Source organism: Paenibacillus lupini, from assembly GCF_011761355.1.
Taxonomy (GTDB): Bacteria; Bacillota; Bacilli; order Paenibacillales; family Paenibacillaceae; genus Pristimantibacillus; species Pristimantibacillus lupini.
Genome location: NZ_JAASRW010000001.1, coordinates 622,725 through 648,015, shown reverse-complemented (window position 1 = coordinate 648,015; position 25,291 = coordinate 622,725). Strand labels below are relative to the sequence as shown.

Sequence of the window (25,291 nt, the reverse complement as noted above, 5' to 3'; positions counted from 1 at the left end):
TTAGTGGATTCTGAATGACTCATCTGTTCTGTTCTTATCAACTCTACTATCTGTTCAAGCGGCCGTTCGTGACTATTGTCCAATAAAAAGACGCACTTTCCCTCGAGGATCGTGCGTCTGTCTATTTAAAAGTATAAGTCTTGGAATTTATTGGTGTCAACCAGCTTGACCTACACCGCGTTCACGGCTTCAATCGCTTTTCTCCAGCCGCCGTAAGCGGTGATGTCTTCTGCACCTACTGCTCCGTACGCTTCACAGATAAAGCCGGGGATGCTTGTACCGTCCTTGAGTTCCAATTTACCAATGCCAAGCGGTCCGGGAATAGCAGCCGTGAAGGAACCAAATGCAGCGAGCGGCATCTCCCATACTTCAACAGCAATGGATGCTCCGCCATGCGTCTGCTTTAACAAGCCAGGTTTTGGCGGCACGGTTTGAAGCTTCATCAGCTTGTAGGTCGCGGATGTATAGTCTTCACGGACAAACGCAGCCCCATGCTCGAGCATTTGGCGCTCCAGCGGCAGACCACGCATGTGCAGACCACATACAGCTACGAGAGTAGAAGGCTGCTTCTCCTTCGAGAATCGGAATGTTTCTGCTAATTCGAAGAGCATCCCCTCTCCTCCTGACGAGGCAAATAGGGTTATCCCAAATGGCAAATCCTTCTCAGCTTCGCCCGATTGAACAGCGAGTGCACATAGATCCAGCAAATTACAATGATTCGTATATTTGCCCATGGCGCTATTCGTCCCTATCGGGTCAGCCGCAACCTGCTCACGTGTCCAAGTGCCGCCCGCTGTAGGCATCACAAGCACCGAATCTTGCAAAAGCTTGCTCGCCGCGAGTTTATAGCCCTGCAGCTTATGGAAAGCCTTGAATACGGATGTAGCATCGAATTCCGGCTTTGTAGCGCCTCGAAGTACTTGCTCAGTTACCGGGAAAGTAACGCCAGGATTCGCATCAATAAATGAGCCTAGTGCAGCCCATCGCTCTGCAACCCAAGGTCCTTCATACAACAACGCTGCTGCAACTTGGAACAGCTCTACTTCTACATATTCGATTGGAAGCTTTAAAGCCTTGAGATCAACCACTGCCTGCTCCCATGCAGCTTTATAACTGTCTGCAAACGGTCCATAGAAATCAAGCGGGCCTTCAGGCAGCAGGATTTTCACAGGCAACTTATGTTCGCCCGCCGAGATATCTTTAGACCATGGATCATTGGCTTGCAGGCCACGCACCACTTGATCGACCAGCTCCGCATCCTCCAGATTGTGAGTAAATACCGTCACACAGTCCAAGCTTTCGCAAGCTGGTACAACACCTTTAATGGACCATGCCCCAACACTTGGCTTTAGACCAACTAGGTTATTAAGTGCAGCAGGTACTCTGCCCGATCCAGCTGTATCCGTACCTAGCGAAAATGCTGCCTGACCTAAAGCAACAGCAACAGCGGAGCCGGAGCTTGAACCACCGCTGATCAGCTCTGGCCGAAGCGAATTATGTGTCTCGCCGTACGGGCTTCGCGTCCCGACCAGTCCAGTTGCGAACTGGTCGAGATTTGTTTTGCCAACAGGAATAGCTCCTGCTTCTATTAAACGTTCTACTACAGCAGCATGATCAGCTGGCAGATAAGAGAAATCCTCGCAGCCTGCTGTCGTTGGCATTCCGGCCACATCGATATTATCTTTTACCGCAAACGGGATACCCCATAACGGCAGTTGTGTACGATCAAGCTGATCAAGTCGATCCAGATAACGCTGGATAAAAGCTAATGATGGCGGTGTAATCCAGATATGCTTATCCTCATCGGCTTGAGCACGATCAATGATGGTTTGGATAACTTGCTCTGGCGTCAATGTTCCGTTCAAATAGCGCTCACGCAGCGTAGAGATCGTTATTCGCAATTGGTTATCATTCATACGCTAGTCAACTCCCTCTCCGATTGTTTCGAGATGCCAACAATGAGTTGGCCGCCATTTACACTGTCACCTGGCTTAACATGTACAGAATGAATCACACCGTCGAATGGCGCATTTTGCGAAAACTCCATTTTCATCGATTCTACAATAATAAGGGTATCGCCCTTCTTAATCGTGTCACCTGGATTCACAAGTACTTTCCAGACGCTGCCCGGCATGGAGCATTTCATCGCATCCACATCAGACGGAAGCTCTTCGTCACTCACTGGCTTCGACGAATCCTGCTCAGATACATACTCTGCAAGTCCAAGCTCCTTCCAGCGCTCGCGCTCCTCGTTGAAGGACTGCTGCTGCTGGTTGCGGAATTGTCCGGCGCTCTCCTCAATCGAACTCAGGAACTGCAAATATTCGCCAAGATCAAAGGTCGTCTCCGTAATGTCCGCTTCGAACCGTCCACGTGGGAAGTCTTCACGAAGCTGGAGCAATTCCTCTGCCGATACTGGGTAAAATTGAATTTGATCAAAGAATCGGAGCAGCCATGGCTTACCGGATTTGAAGCTTTCTGTGGAACGAAGTTTGTTCCACATTTGAATCGTGCGGCCTACGAATTGGTAGCCGCCTGGGCCTTCCATGCCGTAAACGCACATATAAGCGCCGCCAATGCCAACTGCATTTTCCGGAGTCCAAGTCCGTGCCGGATTGTACTTGGTTGTAACAAGACGATGACGCGGATCGATTGGAGTTGCAAGTGGTGCACCAAGATAAACATCGCCAAGGCCAAGAACAAGATAACTGGCATCAAAGACAATTCGCTGCACATCATCAATACTTTCAAGTCCGTTCACACGGCGGATGAACTCCAGGTTGCTTGGGCACCAAGGTGCGTCTGGACGAACATTTTGCTGATAACGGTCAATTGCCAGCTGAGTAGCCGGGTCATCCCAAGATAACGGAAGGCGGACGATACGGGAAGGTACACGAATCGATTCCAGCGGCGGCAAGTTGCTGTCAATCGCGAGCAATTGCTTTGCTGCTTCCTGAACGGTAATTCTCGAAGCATCAATATGCACTTGAACAGAGCGTACACCTGGCGTCAGATCAAGCACAGGAATGGTACCATTCTCACGAATTGCTTCTATAAGAGCATGAACCTGGAAGCGCAAAAGCAAATCCAATTCTAATGAGCCATACTCAACAAGAAGGTTCTCATCACCGCTGCAGCGGATCGTTATCGGGAACTTACGTCCTTCAGCTTCACGGTACAGAACGGGATATTCTGGCGATACGGAAGAATGCACCACTGGTAATACTGCCGCTTCAATTGCTGCGCAATCTCCTTCTTGAATCGCATCCAGCAGCTCTTCCTGCTGTTTACGAAGCTCTTCTGCTTCCTCCAGCGTGACGAGCTGGAAACGGACTTTATCACCGGGATGCAGTTGACCAAGCTTCCAGAATTCTGCCGATGCCGTCGTAACCGGACATACAAAACCACCAAGGCTAGGGCCATCCGGTCCAAGCAGGATCGGCATATCACCAGTTAGATCAAGCGTTCCAATTGCATACGCGTTGTCATGAATATTCGATGGATGAAGACCTGCTTCCCCACCATCCTCTCTCTCCCAAAGAGGAGCTGGACCAATAAGACGTACACCCGTTCTAGAGCTGTTAAAATGTACTTCAAAACTTGTATTCGCAAGCTGTTCCAAGTATTCAGGTTTGAGGAATTCGTTTGTGCAATGCGGCCCTGGAATAACACCAATTGTCCATTCACGAGTGATGGCTGGCTGTAATTTACTTGGCAGCGAAGGCTTTACGTGGATCAGATCCGCTCCTTGATGGCGGTTCACACCAAGCACGTCACCTGTACGGATTGCACGTCCACCATGTCCGCCAAATCCACCAAGCGTAAACGTTGATGCACTGCCAAGAATAAGCGGCATATCAAACCCGCCTTCGATCAGTAAGTAAGTACGCAAGCCTGCTTCCGATTCTCCAAAGCTGAGCACTTGTCCGCGTTCTGCTTTTACCGTTGTGTACATCGGGATGGACACGTCGTCCAAAGTAGGCTGCATATCTGCTCCTGTTACACAAAGCAGCATACTTTCTCTGAATTTGTAAGAACCACCGCGCAGTGTCAGCTCAAGTCCGCTAGCTTGATCGGCGTTGCCAAGCAGCTTGTTCCCGATACGGAATGCGAGTGGATCCATCGGTCCGCATGGCGGTACGCCAACATCCCAATGGCCTACACGGCCCGGATAATCTTGAACCGTTGATTGAATACCGCCATCAAGCACCTCAATAGCTGATTCTGAAGGTGCAAAGTTATTAAGAAGCTGGGTGAATACATCTCCTGCCGTGAATTGTTCTTCATCAAGCAGTGCTTGAACATACTGCAGATTTGTAGTAATCCCATAAAAACGAGTCTCTTGAAGCGCCTGCTTCAGCTTACCAATTGCATCTTCTCGATTCTCGCCATGAACGATGACTTTTGCCAGCATCGGATCATAAAGCGTCGTAATGGTAATCCCATCGCGAACCCAAGTCTCGTTACGGGCTTCAGACGAGAACAAAGCTTGATCCAGTTGGCCCGCACTAGGACGGAATTGCTGCAGACAGTCTTCTGCATAAATACGAGCTTGGATACTATGTCCTTTTGGCGTACCCACGAGCGATTCCAGTGCACGAAGCTCACCTGCCGCTTCCTTCACCATCCACTCCACCAGATCAAGACCAAGTACTTCCTCAGTAACGCCGTGTTCGACCTGCAGACGAGTGTTTACTTCGAGGAAATAGAACTTGCAGCTGGACGGATCATACAGGAACTCAACGGTTCCGGCACTGCGATAACCAGCTTCTGCTGCCAGTCGCTTCGCACAAGCGAGGATCTCTGCCCGAACCTCTGCTGGGAATTGAGGAGCCGGACTTTCCTCGACTACCTTCTGGTTCCGGCGTTGCACGGAACAATCACGTTCACCAAGAGCAACAACTTCGCCAAATTCGTTACCAAAGATTTGCACTTCAACATGGCGTGCTTTGGCAATATATTTTTCAAGGAACATACCGCCATTCTTAAAGTTGACTTCAGCAAGGTGACGCACGTTATCGAAGGCAGCGCGCAGCGCATCTTCATCTGCACATACTCGCATGCCGATCCCGCCGCCGCCTGCTGTACTTTTCAGAATAACGGGATATCCAATTTCCGATGCATGGTGAGCGGCTTCCCCCAGCTCAGTCAACAGAGGCGTACCTGGCAGCAGCGGAACATTCGCTCTCTCCGCAAGCTCACGTGCGGAATGCTTCAAGCCGAATGATTCCATTTGCTCAGGAGTAGGTCCAATAAACACAATACCATTCTCTCGACATGCCCGTGCAAAATCTGCATTTTCGCTCAAAAAGCCATAACCTGGATGAATCGCTTGAGCGCCTGTTTCTTTGGCAATCTGCAGGATGAGATCCGCATTCAGATAACTCTCTTTCGCTGGACCTTCTCCTAGAAGAACCGCTTCATCCGCCAGATCTACATGCAGGCTGTCTTGATCGGCTTTCGTATATACAGCAACGGAGGCAATACCCATCTTACGAAGTGTTCTCTCAATTCGAACTGCAATGGCACCCCGATTAGCAATCAGTACTTTAGTAAACATATGAACCTCTCCTCTTCTCCCAAGATGATTAGCTGTTCCAGATCAGGACACGAACCGGTGTTGGATTATAAGCATTGCATGGATTATTAAGCTGTGGACAATTGCTGATAAGTACCGCTGTACGGCCGATCGACTGCATTTCTACATAAGCTCCTGGTGAGGAGACACCATCATCAAACTTCAAACCGCCTTCTGGCGTTACCGGCACGTTCATAAAAAAGTTCACATTAGGAGCCAAATCCCGTTTACCGTAAGGCTCACCTCTTTGTGCCAGCTGCAGCATGAAGGTATCCCGGCAGTTATGCATGTGAAGCTTCTCATGTGCGTAACGAACTGTATTGCTTTGTGCGGAACAGGAACCGCCTACCGTATCATGACGCCCGCAAGTATCGGCAACAATCTTCACCAGCTCTTTGCCGGATTCCGCCAGCAAGACCGAGCCTGTTGTTAAGTAGATGTTTTGCTGATTCGTAATCGTCGCAACCGCACTATAGTGATCTTCCGGATTTTCTGCATCAAAGAACAAAGTATCCGCCGCTTGATTTCCCTCTAAATCAACAATACGAAGCACTTGACCAGGCTCCAGATCACGCATCCAGCCATCCCCTGCCAAAATCACTTCATTATAGATCGCTGCCTCCGGCAAACGTTCGCTCTCCACTCGGTTAAAGCTTCCCATATAATTAACCCTCCTAAAATGAATTGTGAAGCAATTCATGCTTCGTAAGCGTCAATAATTACAAACCAAGCAATTGATGATAGCTCCAAGTATTCTCGAACGCTCTCTTGTTCTCCGGCCTGAAGTTCAAGCAGTAATCATCATCATTTACAGCTTCAGCTTCCAAGACTTCTATGTTTACAGGAACGGAAGGATATACCGTTCTTGGATCAAGCGGATTTGGTGTATTGGATAAAACTAGCAGCACATCCATCTCGGTACGAAGTACAACGGTTGCACCAGCTGGGCAATGCTCTGTCGCGTAATGCATCTGTCCTTCATCATCGCAGTACACTTTGGAGAAGAGATTCACGACCGGTGACAGATCCCGTACACCAAGTCCATTCCTTGTTAACTCCACTGCGAAATTTTCTTGACCTGATCTATGCCATTCATTGCGAAGCTCTTGATAAGTGGTCTTCCCATACTTGCGGTCTGTAAGCGCCCGGGTTGTATAGCCGCTGATCGTATCATGCCAGCCAAGGCTGTCTTCTACGATGCTAGCAAGCACCCGTCCGTTATCGCTCATCAGTGTATTCCCTCTTGTCAGGTGAGCTGTATATTGTGCTTTTAAAGAATCCGGCATATTGTAGCGCTCGGTCAAATCCTTCGCATGGAATATCATGGCCGACAGGTTTGCGCCTGCTTCTAACGCAGTGAACCGAATGAGTCTCCCTTTTCGAATCACACCCGACCATTTCTCCCCTGCTCGAACCGATGTTTGCCAAATGCTGCTCATTCCAATTCCCCCTTATATGTTGGTAACAAAAAAAGCCCGAGAGAATAATCTCCCAGGCTTTTGTCCTTCCGTGTCATATGGCTTCCGCCATACGCCGTCTCTTGGACCAGGCTTGGCTGTAACAGCCAACGGAACCCTAGACAGCATTGTCGTTCTAGCACTTTATTTGCAGTGCAGAACCTTTATTCAGATGTAATGTTTGCTAACATATCGCAAGTATAAGTGGATTCTTTTTCCGTGTCAATATATATAACATTAAAATTTATTTGAGTTCTGATTCTATCGCTGCAGACGCCGGAAAGATCGAATTGGTGTTAGCTTTTACATGGCTTTCTCTCGTCTTTCTTGTACGAATCAGATAATACGTGACACCAAACACGAGCCATACGCAGCCTAGCAGCAAAGCTTGAGTGTCTAGCAAAGTAATTAACCAGATAATGAATGATGCCCCGATCAATGGGAAAATCAGATACTGGAACGTTTGCTTCAGTGAACGCTGTTTCCGTTTAATAAAGCATTCTACGATGACGGAGATATTGACGAAAGCAAATGACGTCAATGCTCCAAAACTTACGAATTTGACGGCCATATCCAGACTGATCACAAGAGCGAGCAATGAAATAATAGACACAAGGATGATGTTATTAACCGGAGTACGGAATTTTGGATGAAGTGAGCCAAAGAATTTTTTCGGCAGAATCGAATCACGGCCAAGCACATACATCAGGCGTGAAACACTTGTAACTGATGTTAAGCCTTGTGTGAAGATCGCGAAAATAAGAACGGTTGTGAAGATTGCACCAAGTGTCGCTCCGCCAACCATTTTCATCAACTCAAATCCAGCGGAGTCCATATTATTAAACGTCAGGTTAGGATAGCTAACTTGAATGAGGACAGAAGTTGCAATGTATAAGATACTTGCGATCAGGATGATAAGCATAATCGCTCTTGGAATCGTCTTTTTCGCATTAATCGTCTCTTCTGACAGTGTGGATACTGTATCAAACCCAAGGAACGAGAAGCAGATGAGTGAAGCTCCGGCAAGCAGAGTCGGCAGTCCCGCATCCATATGTGAGAACGGAAGTACAACTTCCTGTACTCCAGACAACCCTTTAATCAGATATCCGCAGAACAACGCAATGAAAATAATTTGGAATAGCACAAACAACTTGCTTAAGCTAGCTGAGAACTTAATGCCTGCTATGTTAACGACGGCGAGCACCACATTCAGCACAATGATCCAGACATAAGCGGGAATCGCCGGGAATTGAGCATTCAGATAGATGCCAAATGTGAGGCATGCGATAATGGGAGAGAATAAGTAATCAAGCATGATTGCCCAACCAACAGTAAATCCGGGAATCGGGTGCATCGACTTCTTCACATACGTGTAAGACGAACCGGAACCTGGGAAGATTTTGGCCATAACGCTGTAACTATACGCAGTGAAAAAGATAGCGACGATAGAGAGCGAATAAGCTTCTGTGATCATGCCCTTCGATGCATCGTACGCGATACCAAATACCGAGAAGTAAATCATCGGTGTCATCCATGCGAGCCCAAGTGCAACAACTTGAACGAGTGTAAGTGATTGGCGGAGCGTAACCTCTTGTTTCATCTCCAAATTCCTCCCTCTCTCTGAGCAAAAAATAAAAAAGCCACGGGAAGATATTTTCATATCCTCCCGGGCTTTTATCCCTCCGTGGACACAACCGCTTGGCTGTGCGTCCTCTCTCGGACCAGACCAGCGGCGTTACCGCTACGGAACCCTAGAGGACAAATTTATTCAGTTCGTTGAGCTATGCGAGTTAAGCTCACATGATCCGTTTCAACTTGATGTTATTTAATATAACATTAAAATTGTGGTTTTCAAGACCTTTTTCGAAATTTATTCTTTTTCATGTTCGATTTGTTCACATTTGAGCCATTTTACCCAATCATAAAGCACTAATCCTCTTCATCTTTAAAGTCAATAAAGAAGCCTGCTCCGATTTCAGAGCAGGCTTCTTCCTGATTGATAAATTACCGTAAATCCATATTTGTAATATGCCATTGTCCATCATCAAGCAGCTTAAGGGTATATAATTGCGAAGATGTTTCATCTACAAGTCGTTCTGTGTTGAGAAATTTCTGATTATGCTGCTTGGTCTCAATTGTTATGGAGTTATTATTCTGTGTCTTTACCTTCATCTCTTGGATATCAAATATCCATTTCTCCCATGATTGTGACAACGCCAACCGAGGAGCTTTGTTCAAACGTGCTGCCCGCAATACGGAGCTCAGCATTGGCAAGTTGTTCTTCTCCTCGCTCAACATGGGTTAAGAAGCGTTTATGGCATCTTTAGCAAGCTCGACAGGCTTACCGAAACGCACTTCGTTCAGGCTTCGGATCCCATTCCACTTGGAGACCAAGAGCGGAAGCAACTAAGCTCTAACCATGACATTTCACTAATGGGCAAATGGAGCTGATCAAATGCCTCTGAGGTAAATACCCAAGCACTTCCTCTCCTCCCACATATATTAACGTATAATTCAGATAAGGAGGTGTTGTGAATTATGTCAGGAATCGGCCATGGTAATAGTGTTGGTTTCATTCTTGTGCTATTCATCTTGCTGGTAATTATCATCTGCGGCTGTGGATTTGTAGGTGGATTTGGCGGTGGCGGCTGCGGCGGCTACGGGCCAGTTGGTGGAGTAGGTCAAGGTAAAGGTTACTACTAATACCAAAGCTTCATGTCGCCTCCATGAAAGCAGACTAACTTAATTTCTCTATCATATAAAAAACAAAAGACCCTATCACGGGGTCTTTTGTACGTTTAAAGCACCTGGTCATTATCGCATGCAGCTGTGGTATTACTGGTGGAAACGGTTGGCTGCGATCCTGTCTATGGCGGATATCGTGATAAAAAAGAAAGCTAAAACAAAAAAGCCCTTTACGGGCCTTTTTGTTTGTCTATTTATTGGAATCAGTCCACATTCCATCTACTGATTTACCCCTGTCATGCCATGACCTTTGTTACGGAGGGGCAAATGGAATTGGTCAAATGCCTCAGAGGCAAATACCCAAGCATATTTTCACCCCACCTCATACAATAATGTATACTCCAGACGTAAGGAGGTGTTGTGAATTATGTCAGGAATTGGCCATGGTTTTAATAATGTTGGTTCCATTCTTGTGTTGTTCATCTTGCTGGTGATCATCGTCTGCGGTTGTGGTTTTGTAGGCGGATGGGGTGGCGGCGGTTGTGGCGGCCCAATGGTTGGAGGCGTAGGTCAAGGTAAAGGTTACTACTAATTAGTAAAGCCTCATGCCTCCATGAAAGCAGAAACTTAATTTCTCTCCAATATAAAAAAAACAAAAGACCCCTTCGTGGGGTCTTTTGTTCGTTCAGAGCACCGTAGATTTGCCTACTTAGGACAATGTCTTTTACTGAGATATGGAATTGGACCTCTATCACCCCGCTAAATGTCCAAGCAATTCATAACATAGATACATAATATATAGTGTATTCTAAATTACTAGGAGGTTTTATTCTTAATGGCTTCTTCCGGTTTCATTCTTGTTTTGTTTATCTTGTTGGTCATTATTGCTTGCAGCTGTGGTATGTTTGGTGGTAGCAGTGGCTGTGCTCCAGTCCACGGCGGATATCGCGATAAAAAAGAAAGCTAAACAAAAAAAGGCCCTTCACGGGGCCTTTTTTTGTTTGTCTATTTACGTGAATCAGCAAGCATAGCATCTACTGATTTACTTAGCTGTTTGAAGATAAAATTAGGTGCCACGCGGCTCATCAGCTTAAGCAGATTGCTTTGACCTGGACGGATCTCGAGCTGATCCCGCTCCAGACCTTTCATCACATGGTCTACCAGCTTCGCAACGTCCATTGGGACGCTCCCCTTCATGTCATTTCCTTCAAAAGCATCCACCAAACTGGTTTGCGTTAATGGCGGCGCCAGTTCAAACACTTGGACTTTCGTATTCTTTAATTGAACTCGCAAAGATTGTGTATAGGAATGTATGCCTGCCTTGGTCGCTCCATAGACTGGCGAAATCGCAAATGGAACAAATGCCAACGCGGAAGAAACATTCATAATCGCCGCGGTCGACTGTTTTAATAGATGCGGCAGGAATTGATTTACCATCCGAATCGGGCCGCTGAGATTCGTCTCAATCTCACGGTTAATATCGAGCAAATCGATTTCCTTTGTTTGCAGGTTAATTTTACGCATGAGACCGGCATTGTTGATAAGGAAATTCAGGCTCGGGAATTGAGCAGTCACGTTGTTATACAGATCCGAGATTGCAATAGGATCAGTCACATCACATTGGAAGGTATGAAGCTTCGGGAATTGCTTCTTAGCGTTATCGAGTTTGGCTTGATCTCTGCCGCTGATGATAACGGTGTTATTAAGCTGAAGTAAACGGCCGGCCAGCTCCAGCCCGATGCCGGATGCACCGCCTGTAATAAGAATAGTATTAGATTGAAGTTTCATTGGACGAGTCCCTTCCCTTTGTCATTATCGGCTGTATTTTACCATCTTGTGCTCCGTTTTGTCACCAAAATAAGTAAAAACAGAGGAACCGAAGTCCCTCTGTTCTTTTACTTAATATAATTATGGCTGACTAGGCTGCCTTCAATGGCTTTTGTTGGGATGATAAACTCAATTGGACCCATATAACCAGGAGCCACTTCGTATTTATTAAACACGATAACAAGCTTGCCGTCATTGTTAATGTAGAAGCTTTGATCCTTCTTAATCGTAGAGAACGCTTCTTCCATCGGAATATCATTTGCTTCGCCGGCGATCCAGTAGATCTTACCCTCGTCGCCTTTCATTTGTTCCTTCATCTGTCCGATAATGTTCTCGCTGATCACCTGCACATATTGATCGTCTTTGAACAGCATTGGCAAACTAATCAGAATTTGATTTTTCTTATCAATCGTATCAAATTGCATTTCCATCGAGGAAGAAGCTGCGATTTGCGTGACGTAACGGCTAATGGAGAAGATCGTGTCGTTATCGGTCTTCACTTCATAGCCCGCGACAACTCCGATATGAGCCTCATTTAGTCCCTGTTTCTTCAATTCCTCAATCTCAGCTTGAAATAGATCGTACAGCGCTTTATTTTCAGCCAAATACTTCTTATTCAGCCCTAATTGTAATTCTTTGTTCTCCATATTGGTAATTGCGGGCACCTTGATGCTGGCATCATAATTAGGATCTTCGACTTTAAACTCTTTTAAAGTCAGCACCTTAATGATTCGATCCACCCCTGGTATCGCAGCAAAGGCATTCGCAACCGTTGTACTTGCATTAATGGCAATCAAGAACACAAGGATCGCTGCCGCAACAGTAAGCCCTTTTACCTTCAACCGTTTTACTCTGCGTGTTTGCAAGGCTTGCTTAACAGATCGATTAACGATAAAATCCAGCTCTTCAGGAATCGGTACCGCCTGGTACTCCTTCCGAAGATTGTCTAGTATATCAGTCATTACTTGATCTCCTATCCTTTAATTTCACACGAAGAAGCTTTAGCGCCTGATACAGCCGTGTTTTGACAGTATTCACATTGTCGTGCAGCACTTCCGCTACCTCTTCAATCTTCATATCTTCGAAATAACGAAGAATGATAACATCTCGATATTTGGGAGGCAGATCGTCAAGCGTTCTCACAAGATCAATGTCCATGTATTCATCTACAGCACCATGCGCATACAGTTCAAGCCTTTCTTGATCCATCGGATAAATCTTCTTATGCTTACGTAAAAAATCGAGCGATGTATTCACTACGATGCGGAAAAACCAGCTTCTCACTACTGACTCATCTTTGAGATGCTCTATACTCGTCATTGCTTTGTAGATGGAATCCTGAACAATGTCGAGCGCATCTTCTTTATTTTTCACATAACTGTATGCCAGCCGGTAGATATTCTGCTTATTCTCGGTAATACAATTCGTCAGTAATTGTTCGGTCTTCCTATTCAACATAGCCCGGCATACCCTTCTTTATTTATTCACTTAGTAATGGCATCAATGAGCATAGCTGCGTAAAATTGTGCGCCATCCTTCTTCAAGTGAACGCCATCGTTGGAGAAATAGTCGTCTTTCCCTTCACTTGCCGTATACCAGTCTACTATGGTGACATTGTTGAATTCCTTAGCAACTTCTGGAAGCATCTTATTTACGGTATCCTGCCAATTACGAGGCACTCTTGTATTCACCAGATAGATATGATCAACCTTATCCAATGACAGGATCAAGGCTTTTAATTGTTTGCTTGTAAAAGCTCCATTCGTACCCAGCTCGACAACAACCGTACTACCCAGCTTGTTGTCCTTCTTCATCTGATTAATAACATCTTGAGCCTGCCGCATTTGCCGGCCAACTTTACCATCAATAACAATGCCGGGAAGCTGCTTCTCCAGGAATGGCGCGGCATCCAGGATGACAGAATCACCAATAACCGTAATACCTTTGCCCGACTGGTGTTCCAGCGGCGGCTGGACGGTATGGTCTGGTTCTGTAGGCTGCTCTGTTGGAGTCTCGGTTGACGGCTGCTCATCAGGCTTAGTCTCATTATCAACCGGCGTTTCAGTCGGCTGTTCCTTAGGAGGTTCTGGCGTTTGTGTCGAAGCCTCTGTCGGTGTTTCTGTCGCAACTGGTTCATGAGGTGTTTCTTTTGGTGGATCCTCATCCTTTGTGGCATGTTCATTTTTTGTTGTTTGATCTTGATCAACATGAATGATTTCGCCCTTACCCGTTTCATTTCCATCAGGAGTTGTAACAGGCTGCACCTCATAGTCCGGTTCATTGGGCTGGGAAACAATTGGCGTATTGGCCGGCTTAGCTTTCAGGAGATATCCTCCGAAAGAGTTTGGTGTAAGCAATAAAGGAATAATTAACATAAGTGCAATCGGCTGCAAACCAAACCATCTAACGGACAATACTTTCCGCGCTATTTCTCTAAATGACCCGCGGCGAAGCGGCTCTTCAATAAACTTATAGGACAAGGCCGCCAAAACAAAGCTTGCAGCAACTTGCACGACCACTAGTGAGACATTGGGAGCGCTTGCTTGATTGGTGGGTGAAGTTAATACGATAACCGGATAATGCCAAATGTAAAGGCTGTAAGAACGTACGCCAATCCATTTGAGTGGACGAACGCCCATTATTTTACCAAGTCTGCTTGCCGGATGAGCAAGAACAGCAATAACCACAGCCGTAATAACAGACAACAGAAGAAAACCACCACGATATAACCAAGCATCATATTCATTCATGCTGTACATCATGTAAATGAGAGCCAGCAAGCCAGTTGCCCCAATGATATTCATGGAATAACGAGCGCTTCTTGATACCGCCTGTTTCAATTTATGACTCGGCCATACCACAGCAAGTGCGGCCCCAATCAACAGGCCAAACATTCGGGTATCCGTTCCGTAATAGACGCGGCTTGGGTCTGCACCAGGTTGGTACAGAAAAGCCATAATAACAGCGGATGCGATAGCACCAATAAGAATAAAGAGAAATAGCTTACCTCTTCGATGAGTTAACATAAGCAGAAGCGGCCATAGCAAGTAAAACTGCTCTTCAATCGACAAGGACCATAAATGACCGATTGGGGACGGTGGGCCAAAGCTTTCGAAATACGAGACCTGGTGGAAAATGAGCCACCAGTTATTAACATAGAACAAGGATGACAAGTAGTCGCCTTGCAAATGTAGGAGTCGGTTGGGATTAAGGAACAACAGCCAAATGGCGACGAACAGCAGCATGCAGAACATGGCCGGAAGCAGTCTGCGTGCTCTTCTTATCCAGAAATCTTTTAAATTAAGTTTACCGTAACGCTGTTTCTGAATAAGGATTTGATCGGTAATGAGGTACCCAGAGATAACGAAGAAAATTGCTACACCAATTAATCCACCTTGCGCCCACTTCATGTTCAAGTGGTAAGCGATGACGGCAAGTACCGATAAGGCTCGTAATCCGTCAATTCCCGGCATATAACGTTTCATACTGTTCATGTTGTCTTCCATTGCTGCTTCCGTCCCTTACTTATCGATTAATTAACTATGTATTCAAGACGTGTTAAGGAGTGAAAAAGTTTGCGATTTACAGATGGAAATATAAAACAAAAACAGCATCCCTTATCCTTAAGGAATGCTGCCATAACTACGATGAGAACTTTATGTTTCAATCAACTTGAATCAACTCTGCAAGCAGACAAATTCCCTTCTCCATTTGTTCCAAAGAGGCATAGGAATAGGATAGTCTGAGGTGATTCTGATCTGTTTTGTCATACAAGTAGCCGGGGTTTAGAAGCACCCCTTCCTTTAGTGCGGCTTCGAATAAAGAAGGAATTGCTTGATCACCATTTAACCTTAACCAAATGTAAAAACCTCCAGTTGGAATATGCCAGGTGGCTTTAGCCCTTAAATGATGCTCCAGCAATTGAAGCATATACGCACGCCGGATCTTCAACTCCTTCCTCAGAGAGACAAGATGCTCCTCATACAACCCTTGCTTGAGAAAATGCATGACCGTCCATTGAGACAATGTACTTGCCCCGTAATCCGACTGCATCTTCACATCCGCCAGACGATGTATAACCTGTTCCGGTCCTATAACCCATCCGATTCTTAGACCCGGACTGAGTGACTTCGACATGCTGCCAATATAAAGTACAAGTCCATTCTGATCCAGAGCTTTGATCGGTGGAGGTGACGGCTCATCCAGCCACAGATCACGATAGGCATCATCCTCAATAATCGGCAGTTTATACTGCATACCTAGCTTATAGATCTCCTGCCTTCTTTGCTCCGACATCACAATGCCAGTAGGGTTATGAAAGCTTGGAATCGTATAAAGGAAGGTACCTCTTCCGCTTCTTGCATATTGCTCCAATGTAGCCATATCCACCCCATCAGCATCCATCGGCAGAGCAGTCAAACTCATCCCGGCCGATTGGAAGACTTGAAGGGACTGTAGATATGAAGGTGATTCAGCCAGTACGGTGGAACCATTCTTTAATAGGCCAAGTGCGATAAGTTGAAGAGCTTGCAAGCCCCCTGAAACGATGAGTACAGAATCAGGAGACACTTTCACACCGTAACGTCCCATATGCCGGCTTATTTGTTCACGAAGCTCATAGAGTCCACGCGGCTCGGTATAGCCAAAATGTTTCATTTGTGCTGGCAGCTCCTGAAGAATAGGCCCAAGCGTTTGGGGGAATAAATCGGGCGAAGGCTCACCTGTCCCAAGCCGGATTATATTCGGGAGAAACTCTGCATGATTGATATCTTGTATTGTACGATGATTTGGCTTATGAGTACCCGTCTTCACATACGATTCCCAATCCGGAAGCTTAGGAATGTCCCTATTCTCTATAGCATGAGTAACAAGTGTCCCGCTTCCGCTTTTCCCCTCAATCATCCCCTCCGCCGTGAGCTCTGCGAATGCTTGGACTACCGTACTTCGGTTTACCTCAAATGCCTGTGCAATGGATCTCTCAGTTGGGATACGGCTTCCGGGCGGCCACTCACCGCCTATAATTTTATCCCGCATATATTCTGCAATTTGCCGGTATAAGGGAATCCCGCTCTGTCGATCCGGCTTCCAGTTCGTTTCAAACTTCATGTTATACCCCTCTTTATAGGCATTGGTTGGTACACTAACCAACCAATTGGATGGAGACAATTATAGACGATCCTTATACAATGAGTCCATATTTACAACTAACGAAAGGCTGTGTTTTCTTTGCCGTTCCTGCATGGTTTATTGCTCGCGATTGGACTTATTCTGCCACTTGGAGCGCAAAATGTGTTTATATTCTCACAAGGCGCACTTCAGCCCAAATTTCGTATGGCACTGCCTGTTATCATTGCAGCTGCCATTTGTGATACGATCTTGATTCTATTGGCTATACTCGGTGTCTCCGTCCTTATTATAAATATCCCTATTCTGAAGACCATCCTTATTGTGGCTGGTGTATTATTTCTAGCTTACATTGGTTGGATGACCTGGCGTTCTGGCGGCGGGCAGCAAACGGTAAAGGAAGCTGAGCGCTTCTCCCCCCGTAAGCAGATCCTGCTTGCCGTCTCCGTCTCCCTCTTTAATCCCCATGCCATCATGGATACGATTGGAGTCATCGGCACAAGCTCCTTGCATTATAGTGGTGCAGACAGATGGCTGTTTACGCTGGCTTGTATTCTCATTTCCTGGCTATGGTTCTTCTCTCTCGCTTTGGCAGGCCGTATTCTCGGGAAGCTGGATTCCAGCGGAAAACTAATGAAGATGATGAACAAAATTTCGGCTCTTCTCATTTGGGCATCAGCCATTATGATGCTCGTCATGAATGCCGGTGACCTCTTTAAGTAGAAAGCAAAGAATAGGTCTTCTCAAAAGGTTAAATATGAAAAGAATACTGCGATTAAATAAATTTATATAAAATAGCCTTGCTACGATTAATTAGCAAGGCCATTTTATCATTTCACCTCTCTGTTTCTTTAGCCGAGATTGATGACAAAGGAATTGAATGACGGTTAATCGCAAACGGAGCAATTCGAATGATTCTGGAGAAGCGTCAGCGTTCGCTTTTACTCGTGGATTCCAACCGTATTTCATTCTAATAAAGGAATCCACGAGTAATGGCGATCGGAAGAACATTCGAATGCGTAGTTTGCTATTTAACCGCTCAAAGACTTTTCCAATCATGGCCCAATCCCTTCTTTTTCAATCTTCTGAGTCTTGAGATCAGGACGCCTTAACGTAAAGTCACTCTTCACATCCAAGTCAGCCCTGGAAAACAACGTGTTCCATTCCTTTGCAAGAGGCTTGTACTTACGGAAGTGATAGCGATAATAATGCTCACCAAACCCAAACACATCAACACCAAACTCCTTCTGGACATAAGTGAACGTCTCCTGCATCTTTTCATTCACATAATCGGAAGTCAGCTGTTCAACCGTATTAAAGCCTTGTATTTTAGTCAGCTTGATGTTGCGGTCGATACTCGTAATTTTGCCGTCTCCTTCAACATGAAGCTTGAATATCGGCTTGTCGCCATCCATGCTGACATGCATATGGCTATGCATATGGTAGAACTGTACGCCAATGGCACCAGGACTTGTTGGTTTACCACCTGGACCAGGCAAGGAAAATAAAGTATTACTGACATAATCGCTGGCCAGCATAACCATGCGTGTCTGTTCATTAGAGAGGTAACCAATCAGCTTATCCCCTCGAAATACCGCTGCTCCAGCGGTTCTGACAACTGCAGCAGGATATACGGTTTTTATCGCATCCAGACTTTCGCTTTTCTCTACATCACCGGATATTGTAATCGCCCCAAGCATTAACACCCGGCCTTCGGTCAGAAGAGCCTGTGCGATATCATAGAGATGACTGCGGGGAATTCCACCAAATACTTGACGATAAGTCTCAACTTGGGTTTGAATTTTATAACTTGCATATTGCCCTCTCGCATACACCGTCTTCAAGAAATCTGAAGCAGGATACCCCTTGGCTACCAGTACAAGAACATCCTCACGCACATATCGGTTACGTTGAAGCACGTCCATAAATTGATTGATTCCCTCTCTTGCAAGCTTCTCGTCAATGATAATGACACGAATATGAGCAAGCAGCGGCATGCGTTCCAGACTTTCATTTAATCTGGAGGTTGCTTCGGCTATAGAATTACCTTCCTTGGTATAAAGGGCTGTAGGCGTGCCTCCCTTCCCCCCTTTGTTTGGATCAGTCTCCAAAGCGTTAACGGTTTCGAAGGTCACTCGGTATTTCATATTTTGCCCGGGTTCCAAAGCCATCCCTGTTATTAGAGAAGCACGGTTAAGCTCAACCTGATCCCAACACCCCGTGCCCATAAACATCAAAGAGAGGCATAACATGAGAATGTACAGGCTGCGCAGCGAGTTCATGTGACCCTCCGTTTATCCCATTTGGAAAACAAGGACAAATAGGGGACACCAAAGGATTCAATTCTTGTTAACTGTACCATTAGCAAGCAGCAGCCTAATACAAGCCCATACAGCCCAATCAAGGAACTAAGAATAATCATTCCGAATCGGAAAAACCTCACTTTCGCACCAAAAGTGTAGATCGGCGCAACAAAGCCTGAGATAGCCGTCAGCGAAACGACGATTACGTTAATGTTGGAGACAATTCCTGCTTGGACGGCAGCTTCCCCAAGCACCAAGGCTCCTACAATGGAAATCGTCTGACCAACAATCCGAGGCATCCGTGTACCTGCTTCACGCAATATTTCAAAAGTTATCTCCATCAATAGAATTTCGATACCAGCAGGAAACGGTATGCCTTCTCGCTGTGCCGCTATACTGGTAAGCAGAATACTTGGAATCAACTCCTGATGATAACTAGTCACAGCGATATAGAGCCCGGGTACGATTAAAGACAATATAAAAGCAAAGTAGCGCAGATAACGGGCAAATGAGCCAATAACAAACCATTGATATTCGTCTTCCGGAGATTTGAAGAAATCTGTAAAGATCGATGGAACAATTAACACAAATGGACTTCCATCTACAATGACAGCTATTCTTTTGTTAATCATGTAGCTGCAGACAGCATCAGGGCGTTCACTATTACAGATAGTGGGAAACAATTGCATGCTTTTCCCTTTTGAATGAAGTAAATCTTCAATACGTCCGGAATCAAACAAGCTGTCTATATACGCGCTGTTCAGCCGCTCACGCACCTGCTCCAAGATATGTTCTTCGACCTCGCCATCCAGATAAGCAATATAGACTGCTGTATGCGTCATATAGCCGAGTTCAAATTTTTCAAATCGCAGCTTTACATTGTTGAATCGTCTTCGAATCAAGCTCATATTCGTATCCGCCGATTCCGTAAACCCCTCTTTGGGGCCTCGGACTACATTTTGCGATGTTGGCTCTTCGACCGAACGGGAACTCAGCGACCTAACGTCTACAGCGAGAACAAGAGGCAATCCATCTACAAATATAGCCGCATACCCAAGAACCATTTTATTAGAACTGTCTTCCATGTTCTGCAAGGTTTCATGCTTAAGACCGGAAAAATGACAGTCTTCTAGTTCCCGGAAGGTCTCCTCTTTGCTAAGCTGCTCCTTGTCCTCAGACAAGGAAAGCTCCTTCACGATCTTGCCCGTAATGAAATCCGTACTTGTCATGGTAGTCAGATAGCATAGCAATCCCTCATACTGCCCAACATGAACAGACACTACAGCAAGATCCGTCGTTTGACCAAAAATATCTTTTAAGCCTTGTTTCACCTTCTCTAAGCTGCTAAGCTCCTCTCCTGCAGTTGTGAGATTGTCCGTATTCATGTAGTCGCTCCTTTCCGGTAACGGATTCGAATCAGCAGCAGCGTCAAGAGCGGCACCAACAGCTGAAGTGGAATATGCAGCGTATAAATAACGTATTTCAAGCCTTCTGTGACATGCTCAGCGCTGTTACGCGTAACGAGAATGGAGAATGCTCCTGCCACAACGGCAAGTGGAAAAGCGAAATCCTTCGCCTCTCTATTGAAGACACGTGCTACCCCTTCTGTGCAGGCAAGGAGGAAGACGGTACATTTCAACAAAGTGCCAAAAATAATAATCAAAGCGATTATCGCATCCATCCGGGTAATGATGTTTGCAATATTAATTAATCTCGCTGCATCGAGCAACGCAAACACCGAGTATTTTTTATCCTCAAGTCCCAAGGTCCAAATCTGGATAAGATCCGTTAGAGATAGGATGATACATGTGCTCAAGAAGGCATATAGAGTAATTTTCCGGAACCCTTTTGCCCCGCCTAGCTGCGGTTGAAAAACAAGGAAGACTATTATCTCTCCATAGGGGAACCAGATTGAAAAGCTGAATGCCGATTTAACAACCGGCCACATTCCCTTTGATAAGAACGGCAACATTTGCTCCAGAATGATTGAGCTGCTGAACATCAGCAATATAGCGAGTGTGAGCAGCATAAACAGAATGAGCCATAAGATTAAGGAAGCAAAGCGGGCAATCGCATGCAGCCCCCCTAACACGGTGTAAGCAATTAACAGCACGAACATAGTGGTTAAGAGGGGAACCGGCGTCATTCGAAGCAGCGTACTCATAATCAGCTCGATCATATCCCTAATATTACGAGCTGCAATATATAAGAAATAAGTCGAATAAATCAGCACAAAGCCCTTACCTATCACCTTGCCCCAAGCTTTCTCAAGCATGGGATAAAGTCCTCTGTCTTCTTGTAACGCTAACATGGTGCTATAAATAACAATCAACAAACAAGCTGGAAAAAAGGCGACAATACCAACGAGCCACGAATCTGGAACAACGCTTGGCGTCCCAAAAATAATCGAAGTGCTCAGCAAAAAAACAAGCTGCAACGTAAAGGTATCGACCGTGTTAACTTTGCTTAGTGTCACGCTTCTCCCCACCTTGATTCTTTGATTTGCTGCCATATTTCTTTTTTAGGCGGTCGGTCATTTTGAAGTTGACCCATGCTGCAATTACAAATGCGCCTATAATCATATAGATCGTTGACGTATCTGGATATACCGGAAGCAATTGCACGAGTACAGTAAAAAAGGGCTGTTGAAAGACCAGTACATCCAGCATGGCCATCAGCAATATGCCAAGCACCATCATAACCAATATCCCGAGGATGATCATATGACACCCTCCCTATCGTTTAAGTTACTGTCATTTTGCTCCAATATGGATGGAAATATGTACAAAAAAAACACCACGATCGTAACCGAAGTTACAATCATGGTGCTTTAGACAGCATTATTTGTAGTGCAGCTCTTGATGTCTCGAAATCACGATATCCATAATTTTCCGATAAATATCCAGGGCATAATCAGGCTTTAAACCGTACTGTTCAGAGATCTCTGCTATCTTCCTGAATTGCAAAGTTTCACGATTAGGATCCTGCGCAGTAAGCTGATGCTCCGCTTTGTACTCGCCGACTGCCTCTGTATAGATAAACCTCTGAGCTAATAAAGCAACAATCTGTTGATCCGTCTTATCAATGGCCGATCGCAGTTCATCTAATGCTGTCATGTGCACCCTCCGTAGTCTGATGTCGCGTAGACGCTTTATAGCGGTAAAGCAAACATTATATATAGAAGATAACACAAGAATAGATCGTCTGTAAACGAAAAAAACCATCTATTCCTGAACATTTCAGAAATAAATGGTTATTTCGTTCGGATTAATGATTAATGCCCCATCATAATTGGTGCTTCTACAATTTTACCCTCATCCTCCGGCGATCTGATCGGTTTCCGCAGCAATAATCCTAGAATGGCACCTATAATAGCAACACCAACAATAACGAGGAAGGTCTCCCCATACGAATCATAGAAAGCATTCGGAGCAGGCGTTTGACCAGGTTCCACATGATCCTTAATTTTGGTTGTCAAATACGTGCTCAGACCCGCGATTGCAAAGGAAGTCATAACCTGTTGGGTAGCAGAGGTAAGAGCAGTTACGCGTCCAACAAGACTTGGCGGCGATGCCTGTATTAAATACGTATTCATTGGCATCATGGAAAGCCCCATACCTACGCCAAACATGCCGGATGTAATTAGGATTAACGACAACCCGGAATCAGCGGATATATTCGTTAAGAAATAGGCTGCAATTCCAACAATGCTAAGTCCAGTTACCAGCAGCGGTCTCGCACCAATCCGATCGAATAATTGCCCTCCGATTGGCATGAAGATCGCTGATGCGATTGCCTGTGGCAGCATAATAAGCCCGGATTCGGTTGCTGAATGACCTTGCACTTGAATCAACAGCATTGGTATTAAGAAAAAAGTTCCCATAAGAGCAATTTGTGTAATCCACTGCACGATGATGCCTTTACTGAAATCTCTAGATTTGAACACGCGAAGCTCCAATAACGGCTGTTTACTACGAAGTTCTACGAAAATAAAAATCAGAAGTGTGACAGCCCCAACAATTAATCCTGTTAAAGTCTGAGCGGAAGTCCAACTCGTGCCTCCTTCGCTTACCCCATATGATAGAGCTGCAAAGGCAAGTGGACCAAAAATGATCCCAGGAATATCAAGCGATCCAACCGACTGACGTTCAAAGTTCGGCAGCGTACGCAGACCAGCCAGAATGCCGATGATCCCAAACGGGATATTGATCAGGAAGATCCACTGCCAAGAAGCATAATCAATTAACGCTCCCGCAACAACCGGGCCTAATGCCGGAGCAATCAGAACCGGAATCCCCAGCATACCCATGACCGATCCAACCTTTTCGGGCGGACTTAGTCTGTAAATAATCGCGAAGGCAATCGGCATAACCATTCCCCCGCCAATCCCTTGAATGACGCGGAATAAAATGAGCATCTCGATATTACCGGCAAATGCACATAACACTGAGCCTGCCGTAAACATCCCGATGGATACTAGAAAAATTCGTTTTGCTCCGAATCGATCCGATAACCAGCCGGCCAGCGGGATCACAGCGGCTTGAGCTAATGCGTACCCCGTAGTCGTCCATTGGACAACAGACAAATCCTTGCCAAATTCCTTCATAAAGCCGCTTAAGGCAACGTTCATCGCGGTCCCATCCAGAATAACCATAAATAATCCGATTATGACTGCGATCAGCGGCGCGATGATCGACCTAATGGTGAACGTGCTCGCGTCCGGTACAGCATGTTGAGCAGATTGAGACATGTAAATCCTCCATTCCTGTTTCATGTACTTCGGATTATAGCGATAAAATGACCAACGGTCAACTTATTTTTGTACCGACGGTCATTTTTGTTTTTATGTTAATATATAAGGAATTTAACCCCTTTCATTCATAAATTCTAAACCAAAAATGAGTATATTCATCAAAACTTATACTGACGGTCATTAAATGTTTGGACCCAAATCCATAATGGATATGCTATACTGTAGGCAATAATGGAGGATGATGGCTGTGAACCGAGAAGAGAAAAAACTCGAGACAAAAAATCGCATACTTGAAGCGGCGATGTGCTTATTTGCTGAACATGGCTTTGAGGCCACCACAGTTGCTCAAATCACAGAAGCTGCCGGCGTTGCTAAAGGCACCTTCTTTAACTATTTCAAAACTAAAGAGGAAGTCCGTGGCAAGCTGGACAAATTAGTCGCTATTGATGAATTAATAAATCTGAAGGATAAACCTGGCCCATACGCTCCCCGCTTTCTTGCTTTAGTCAAGACTTTAGGTGACTCGATGGCTGTGAATCACAGTATGCTTCTTTTGTCGATCCAAGGTATGCTGGCCAACAATCAGAACATTGAAGAAAGCAAGGAAGGGTTCTGCTTTATCATCGATAGTCTAGTTCCCATCTTTGAGAAAGGCCAGCAGACGGGTGAGTTCACGACAACTATTCCTGCTCTAACGATGGCTCATATTACGATGCAGATCTATATGGGCGTCATGCTTACTTGGGTTATGGGGATGTCGGAGGAAAGCTTTGGCGACCAATTACTGATCTCCTTCCAAGTGTTCTTTGAAGGGATTTTGAAGAAATAAAACTATTGTAGACAAACAAAAAAACCGTGCCAATGGCGCGGTTTTTTTTATCGCGGTACTCGAGGTGTGATGCTTTTCAGAAATGCCAGACCTATCATTGCTCCCAGCGTATTTAAGATAATATCGTCTATATCGAAGCTCCCTACTCTTGTAATTAATTGAGTCGATTCAACAAGAAACAGAATAAGGACAATTACGAATAGAAACACACCTGGCCTAAGCAGCTTGCGATTGAGCGCAGGAATGAAGACACCTAGCGGGATGAACATGACGATATTTCCGAATAAATTTTTCACCCAAGTATCGGTATTATAATATTCCCGGTGGTAGACCAGCGATTTGATCGTATGGAATGGGATGATGTTGTAATTATAAGTCGGCCATAAGTTATTACCTCGGATAAACAGCAGCTTGATCATGATGAGGCAGTAAATGGTGAAGAGTACCAGAATAATGAAATAGACAGGCTTTGGAAAATGCCTAGCATTTGCGTTCATAGAGTGACCTCCTCCTGCAATCTTCGCAGAAAAATAGCCCCTCTCCGCCTGTACTGCGGCAAAGGGGCTTATCGTTATTTCGCCAAGTTATAATCATCTTCAATCTTACCGCGCAATATGACCGTTCCATGCTTGGCATTTGTTAAGGCCGGCTTATCCGAGTGCTTCACTTTTCGAACGATTTTTACCGGTGTTTTCTTCGATTTACTTCCGAATAGTCGATCGAATAAGGTCATCT

At 45.4% G+C, this 25,291-nt stretch carries 24 protein-coding genes and 2 riboswitches; of the genes, 5 read left to right on the top strand and 19 right to left on the bottom strand.

Annotated elements, in window-relative coordinates:
* Positions 1–170: 170 nt before the first annotated feature.
* From atzF to FHS17_RS03165, 6 genes are all read right to left on the bottom strand, one after another.
* A complete protein-coding gene (gene atzF, locus FHS17_RS03190) occupies positions 171–1,916 on the bottom strand; it encodes an allophanate hydrolase (protein WP_167274350.1) in 1,746 nt (581 codons plus the stop codon).
* Positions 1,913–5,560: an urea carboxylase gene (gene uca, locus FHS17_RS03185; protein ID WP_167274345.1), complete on the bottom strand. Its 3,648-nt coding sequence runs from the start codon at positions 5,558–5,560 to the stop codon at positions 1,913–1,915. Before uca ends, atzF begins: the two co-directional genes overlap by 4 nt.
* 28 nt (positions 5,561–5,588) lie before the next feature.
* Positions 5,589–6,239: an urea amidolyase associated protein UAAP2 gene (locus FHS17_RS03180; protein ID WP_167274342.1), complete on the bottom strand. Its 651-nt coding sequence runs from the start codon at positions 6,237–6,239 to the stop codon at positions 5,589–5,591.
* 58 nt (positions 6,240–6,297) lie between these two features.
* On the bottom strand, positions 6,298–7,017 hold the full coding sequence (locus FHS17_RS03175; protein WP_167274339.1) for an urea amidolyase associated protein UAAP1: 720 nt from the start codon (positions 7,015–7,017) through the stop codon (positions 6,298–6,300).
* A gap of 47 nt (positions 7,018–7,064) precedes the next feature.
* Positions 7,065–7,168: riboswitch (guanidine-I (ykkC/yxkD leader) on the bottom strand.
* A 111-nt stretch (positions 7,169–7,279) separates the two neighbouring features.
* On the bottom strand, positions 7,280–8,635 hold the full coding sequence (locus FHS17_RS03170; protein WP_167274335.1) for an APC family permease: 1,356 nt from the start codon (positions 8,633–8,635) through the stop codon (positions 7,280–7,282).
* Between the two features lie 61 nt (positions 8,636–8,696).
* Positions 8,697–8,801, bottom strand: a riboswitch (guanidine-I (ykkC/yxkD leader).
* A 238-nt stretch (positions 8,802–9,039) separates the two neighbouring features.
* Positions 9,040–9,309, bottom strand: a complete 270-nt coding sequence (locus FHS17_RS03165) for a hypothetical protein (protein ID WP_167274332.1) — start codon at positions 9,307–9,309, stop codon at positions 9,040–9,042.
* A 264-nt stretch (positions 9,310–9,573) separates the two neighbouring features.
* On the opposite strand from FHS17_RS03165, the gene FHS17_RS03160 reads away from it, so the two are divergent.
* The 3 genes from FHS17_RS03160 (at position 9,574) to yjcZ (ending at position 10,687) form a co-directional block, all read left to right on the top strand.
* Entirely contained in the window at positions 9,574–9,738 is a 165-nt protein-coding gene (locus FHS17_RS03160; RefSeq protein WP_167274329.1) for a hypothetical protein, read from the top strand.
* A 409-nt stretch (positions 9,739–10,147) separates the two neighbouring features.
* Positions 10,148–10,312 carry a hypothetical protein gene (locus tag FHS17_RS03155; protein ID WP_167274326.1) on the top strand — a complete coding sequence of 55 codons (165 nt, stop codon included), beginning with the start codon at positions 10,148–10,150 and terminating at the stop codon, positions 10,310–10,312.
* Between the two features lie 243 nt (positions 10,313–10,555).
* Positions 10,556–10,687, top strand: a complete 132-nt coding sequence (gene yjcZ, locus FHS17_RS03150; protein ID WP_167274323.1) for a sporulation protein YjcZ — start codon at positions 10,556–10,558, stop codon at positions 10,685–10,687.
* A 38-nt stretch (positions 10,688–10,725) separates the two neighbouring features.
* Here yjcZ and FHS17_RS03145 read toward each other — a convergent pair whose 3' ends face one another.
* From FHS17_RS03145 to pdxR, 5 genes are all read right to left on the bottom strand, one after another.
* Positions 10,726–11,508 carry an SDR family oxidoreductase gene (locus tag FHS17_RS03145; protein WP_167274320.1) on the bottom strand — a complete coding sequence of 261 codons (783 nt, stop codon included), beginning with the start codon at positions 11,506–11,508 and terminating at the stop codon, positions 10,726–10,728.
* 107 nt (positions 11,509–11,615) lie between these two features.
* Positions 11,616–12,509, bottom strand: coding sequence for an anti-sigma-V factor RsiV (gene rsiV / locus FHS17_RS03140; RefSeq protein WP_167274316.1), 894 nt, complete (start codon positions 12,507–12,509; stop codon positions 11,616–11,618).
* Positions 12,502–13,005 carry a sigma-70 family RNA polymerase sigma factor gene (locus FHS17_RS03135; RefSeq protein ID WP_167274313.1) on the bottom strand — a complete coding sequence of 168 codons (504 nt, stop codon included), beginning with the start codon at positions 13,003–13,005 and terminating at the stop codon, positions 12,502–12,504. Before FHS17_RS03135 ends, rsiV begins: the two co-directional genes overlap by 8 nt.
* A gap of 26 nt (positions 13,006–13,031) precedes the next feature.
* Positions 13,032–15,053, bottom strand: a complete 2,022-nt coding sequence (locus FHS17_RS03130) for an acyltransferase family protein (RefSeq protein WP_167274308.1) — start codon at positions 15,051–15,053, stop codon at positions 13,032–13,034.
* A 157-nt stretch (positions 15,054–15,210) separates the two neighbouring features.
* Positions 15,211–16,653, bottom strand: a complete 1,443-nt coding sequence (gene pdxR / locus FHS17_RS03125; RefSeq protein WP_167274305.1) for a MocR-like pyridoxine biosynthesis transcription factor PdxR — start codon at positions 16,651–16,653, stop codon at positions 15,211–15,213.
* Positions 16,654–16,773: 120 nt separating this feature from the next.
* Here pdxR and FHS17_RS03120 point away from each other — a divergent pair, with 120 nt between their 5' ends.
* Positions 16,774–17,394: a LysE/ArgO family amino acid transporter gene (locus tag FHS17_RS03120; RefSeq protein ID WP_167274302.1), complete on the top strand. Its 621-nt coding sequence runs from the start codon at positions 16,774–16,776 to the stop codon at positions 17,392–17,394.
* A gap of 332 nt (positions 17,395–17,726) precedes the next feature.
* Here FHS17_RS03120 and FHS17_RS03115 read toward each other — a convergent pair whose 3' ends face one another.
* The 6 genes from FHS17_RS03115 to FHS17_RS03090 all read right to left on the bottom strand — a co-directional run bounded on the left by FHS17_RS03115 (position 17,727) and on the right by FHS17_RS03090 (position 23,724).
* Positions 17,727–18,953 (bottom strand): Ger(x)C family spore germination protein, encoded by a 1,227-nt coding sequence (locus FHS17_RS03115; protein ID WP_167274299.1) that lies wholly within the window; start codon positions 18,951–18,953, stop codon positions 17,727–17,729.
* The gene (locus FHS17_RS03110) at positions 18,950–20,359 is read right to left on the bottom strand and encodes a spore germination protein (protein WP_167274296.1); all 1,410 of its coding nucleotides are present in this window, start codon (positions 20,357–20,359) and stop codon (positions 18,950–18,952) included. The genes FHS17_RS03115 and FHS17_RS03110 overlap by 4 nt, the downstream gene beginning before the upstream one ends.
* Entirely contained in the window at positions 20,356–21,450 is a 1,095-nt protein-coding gene (locus tag FHS17_RS03105) for a GerAB/ArcD/ProY family transporter (protein ID WP_167274293.1), read from the bottom strand. The genes FHS17_RS03110 and FHS17_RS03105 overlap by 4 nt, the downstream gene beginning before the upstream one ends.
* Positions 21,431–21,697, bottom strand: a complete 267-nt coding sequence (locus FHS17_RS03100; protein WP_167274289.1) for a hypothetical protein — start codon at positions 21,695–21,697, stop codon at positions 21,431–21,433. Before FHS17_RS03100 ends, FHS17_RS03105 begins: the two co-directional genes overlap by 20 nt.
* 117 nt (positions 21,698–21,814) lie before the next feature.
* Positions 21,815–22,090, bottom strand: a complete 276-nt coding sequence (locus FHS17_RS03095; protein WP_167274285.1) for a chorismate mutase — start codon at positions 22,088–22,090, stop codon at positions 21,815–21,817.
* 158 nt (positions 22,091–22,248) lie between these two features.
* Positions 22,249–23,724 (bottom strand): MDR family MFS transporter, encoded by a 1,476-nt coding sequence (locus FHS17_RS03090; protein WP_167274281.1) that lies wholly within the window; start codon positions 23,722–23,724, stop codon positions 22,249–22,251.
* Positions 23,725–23,974: 250 nt separating this feature from the next.
* Between FHS17_RS03090 and FHS17_RS03085 the strand changes: the two genes are divergently transcribed.
* Positions 23,975–24,556, top strand: coding sequence for a TetR family transcriptional regulator (locus FHS17_RS03085; RefSeq protein ID WP_167274278.1), 582 nt, complete (start codon positions 23,975–23,977; stop codon positions 24,554–24,556).
* A 47-nt stretch (positions 24,557–24,603) separates the two neighbouring features.
* On the opposite strand, the gene FHS17_RS03080 is transcribed toward FHS17_RS03085, so the two are convergent.
* Both FHS17_RS03080 and FHS17_RS03075 read right to left on the bottom strand, forming a co-directional pair.
* Positions 24,604–25,053, bottom strand: coding sequence for a VanZ family protein (locus FHS17_RS03080; RefSeq protein ID WP_167274274.1), 450 nt, complete (start codon positions 25,051–25,053; stop codon positions 24,604–24,606).
* Positions 25,054–25,127: 74 nt separating this feature from the next.
* Entirely contained in the window at positions 25,128–25,289 is a 162-nt protein-coding gene (locus FHS17_RS03075) for a hypothetical protein (protein WP_167274271.1), read from the bottom strand.
* Positions 25,290–25,291: the final 2 nt, after the last annotated feature.

What these genes read in the sequence shown, in the direction of transcription:
- atzF (WP_167274350.1), bottom strand. Translation starts at nt 1,916, where the DNA reads ATGAATGATAACCAATTGCGAATAACGATCTCTACGCTGCGTGAGCGC.
- uca (WP_167274345.1), bottom strand. Translation starts at nt 5,560, where the DNA reads ATGTTTACTAAAGTACTGATTGCTAATCGGGGTGCCATTGCAGTTCGA.
- FHS17_RS03180 (WP_167274342.1), bottom strand. Translation starts at nt 6,239, where the DNA reads ATGGGAAGCTTTAACCGAGTGGAGAGCGAACGTTTGCCGGAGGCAGCG.
- FHS17_RS03175 (WP_167274339.1), bottom strand. Translation starts at nt 7,017, where the DNA reads ATGAGCAGCATTTGGCAAACATCGGTTCGAGCAGGGGAGAAATGGTCG.
- FHS17_RS03170 (WP_167274335.1), bottom strand. Translation starts at nt 8,635, where the DNA reads ATGAAACAAGAGGTTACGCTCCGCCAATCACTTACACTCGTTCAAGTT.
- FHS17_RS03160 (WP_167274329.1), top strand. Translation starts at nt 9,574, where the DNA reads ATGTCAGGAATCGGCCATGGTAATAGTGTTGGTTTCATTCTTGTGCTA.
- FHS17_RS03155 (WP_167274326.1), top strand. Translation starts at nt 10,148, where the DNA reads ATGTCAGGAATTGGCCATGGTTTTAATAATGTTGGTTCCATTCTTGTG.
- yjcZ (WP_167274323.1), top strand. Translation starts at nt 10,556, where the DNA reads ATGGCTTCTTCCGGTTTCATTCTTGTTTTGTTTATCTTGTTGGTCATT.
- FHS17_RS03145 (WP_167274320.1), bottom strand. Translation starts at nt 11,508, where the DNA reads ATGAAACTTCAATCTAATACTATTCTTATTACAGGCGGTGCATCCGGC.
- rsiV (WP_167274316.1), bottom strand. Translation starts at nt 12,509, where the DNA reads ATGACTGATATACTAGACAATCTTCGGAAGGAGTACCAGGCGGTACCG.
- FHS17_RS03135 (WP_167274313.1), bottom strand. Translation starts at nt 13,005, where the DNA reads ATGTTGAATAGGAAGACCGAACAATTACTGACGAATTGTATTACCGAG.
- FHS17_RS03130 (WP_167274308.1), bottom strand. Translation starts at nt 15,053, where the DNA reads ATGGAAGACAACATGAACAGTATGAAACGTTATATGCCGGGAATTGAC.
- pdxR (WP_167274305.1), bottom strand. Translation starts at nt 16,653, where the DNA reads ATGAAGTTTGAAACGAACTGGAAGCCGGATCGACAGAGCGGGATTCCC.
- FHS17_RS03115 (WP_167274299.1), bottom strand. Translation starts at nt 18,953, where the DNA reads ATGAACTCGCTGCGCAGCCTGTACATTCTCATGTTATGCCTCTCTTTG.
- FHS17_RS03110 (WP_167274296.1), bottom strand. Translation starts at nt 20,359, where the DNA reads ATGAATACGGACAATCTCACAACTGCAGGAGAGGAGCTTAGCAGCTTA.
- FHS17_RS03100 (WP_167274289.1), bottom strand. Translation starts at nt 21,697, where the DNA reads ATGATCATCCTCGGGATATTGGTTATGATGGTGCTTGGCATATTGCTG.
- FHS17_RS03095 (WP_167274285.1), bottom strand. Translation starts at nt 22,090, where the DNA reads ATGACAGCATTAGATGAACTGCGATCGGCCATTGATAAGACGGATCAA.
- FHS17_RS03090 (WP_167274281.1), bottom strand. Translation starts at nt 23,724, where the DNA reads ATGTCTCAATCTGCTCAACATGCTGTACCGGACGCGAGCACGTTCACC.
- FHS17_RS03080 (WP_167274274.1), bottom strand. Translation starts at nt 25,053, where the DNA reads ATGAACGCAAATGCTAGGCATTTTCCAAAGCCTGTCTATTTCATTATT.
- FHS17_RS03075 (WP_167274271.1), bottom strand. Translation starts at nt 25,289, where the DNA reads ATGACCTTATTCGATCGACTATTCGGAAGTAAATCGAAGAAAACACCG.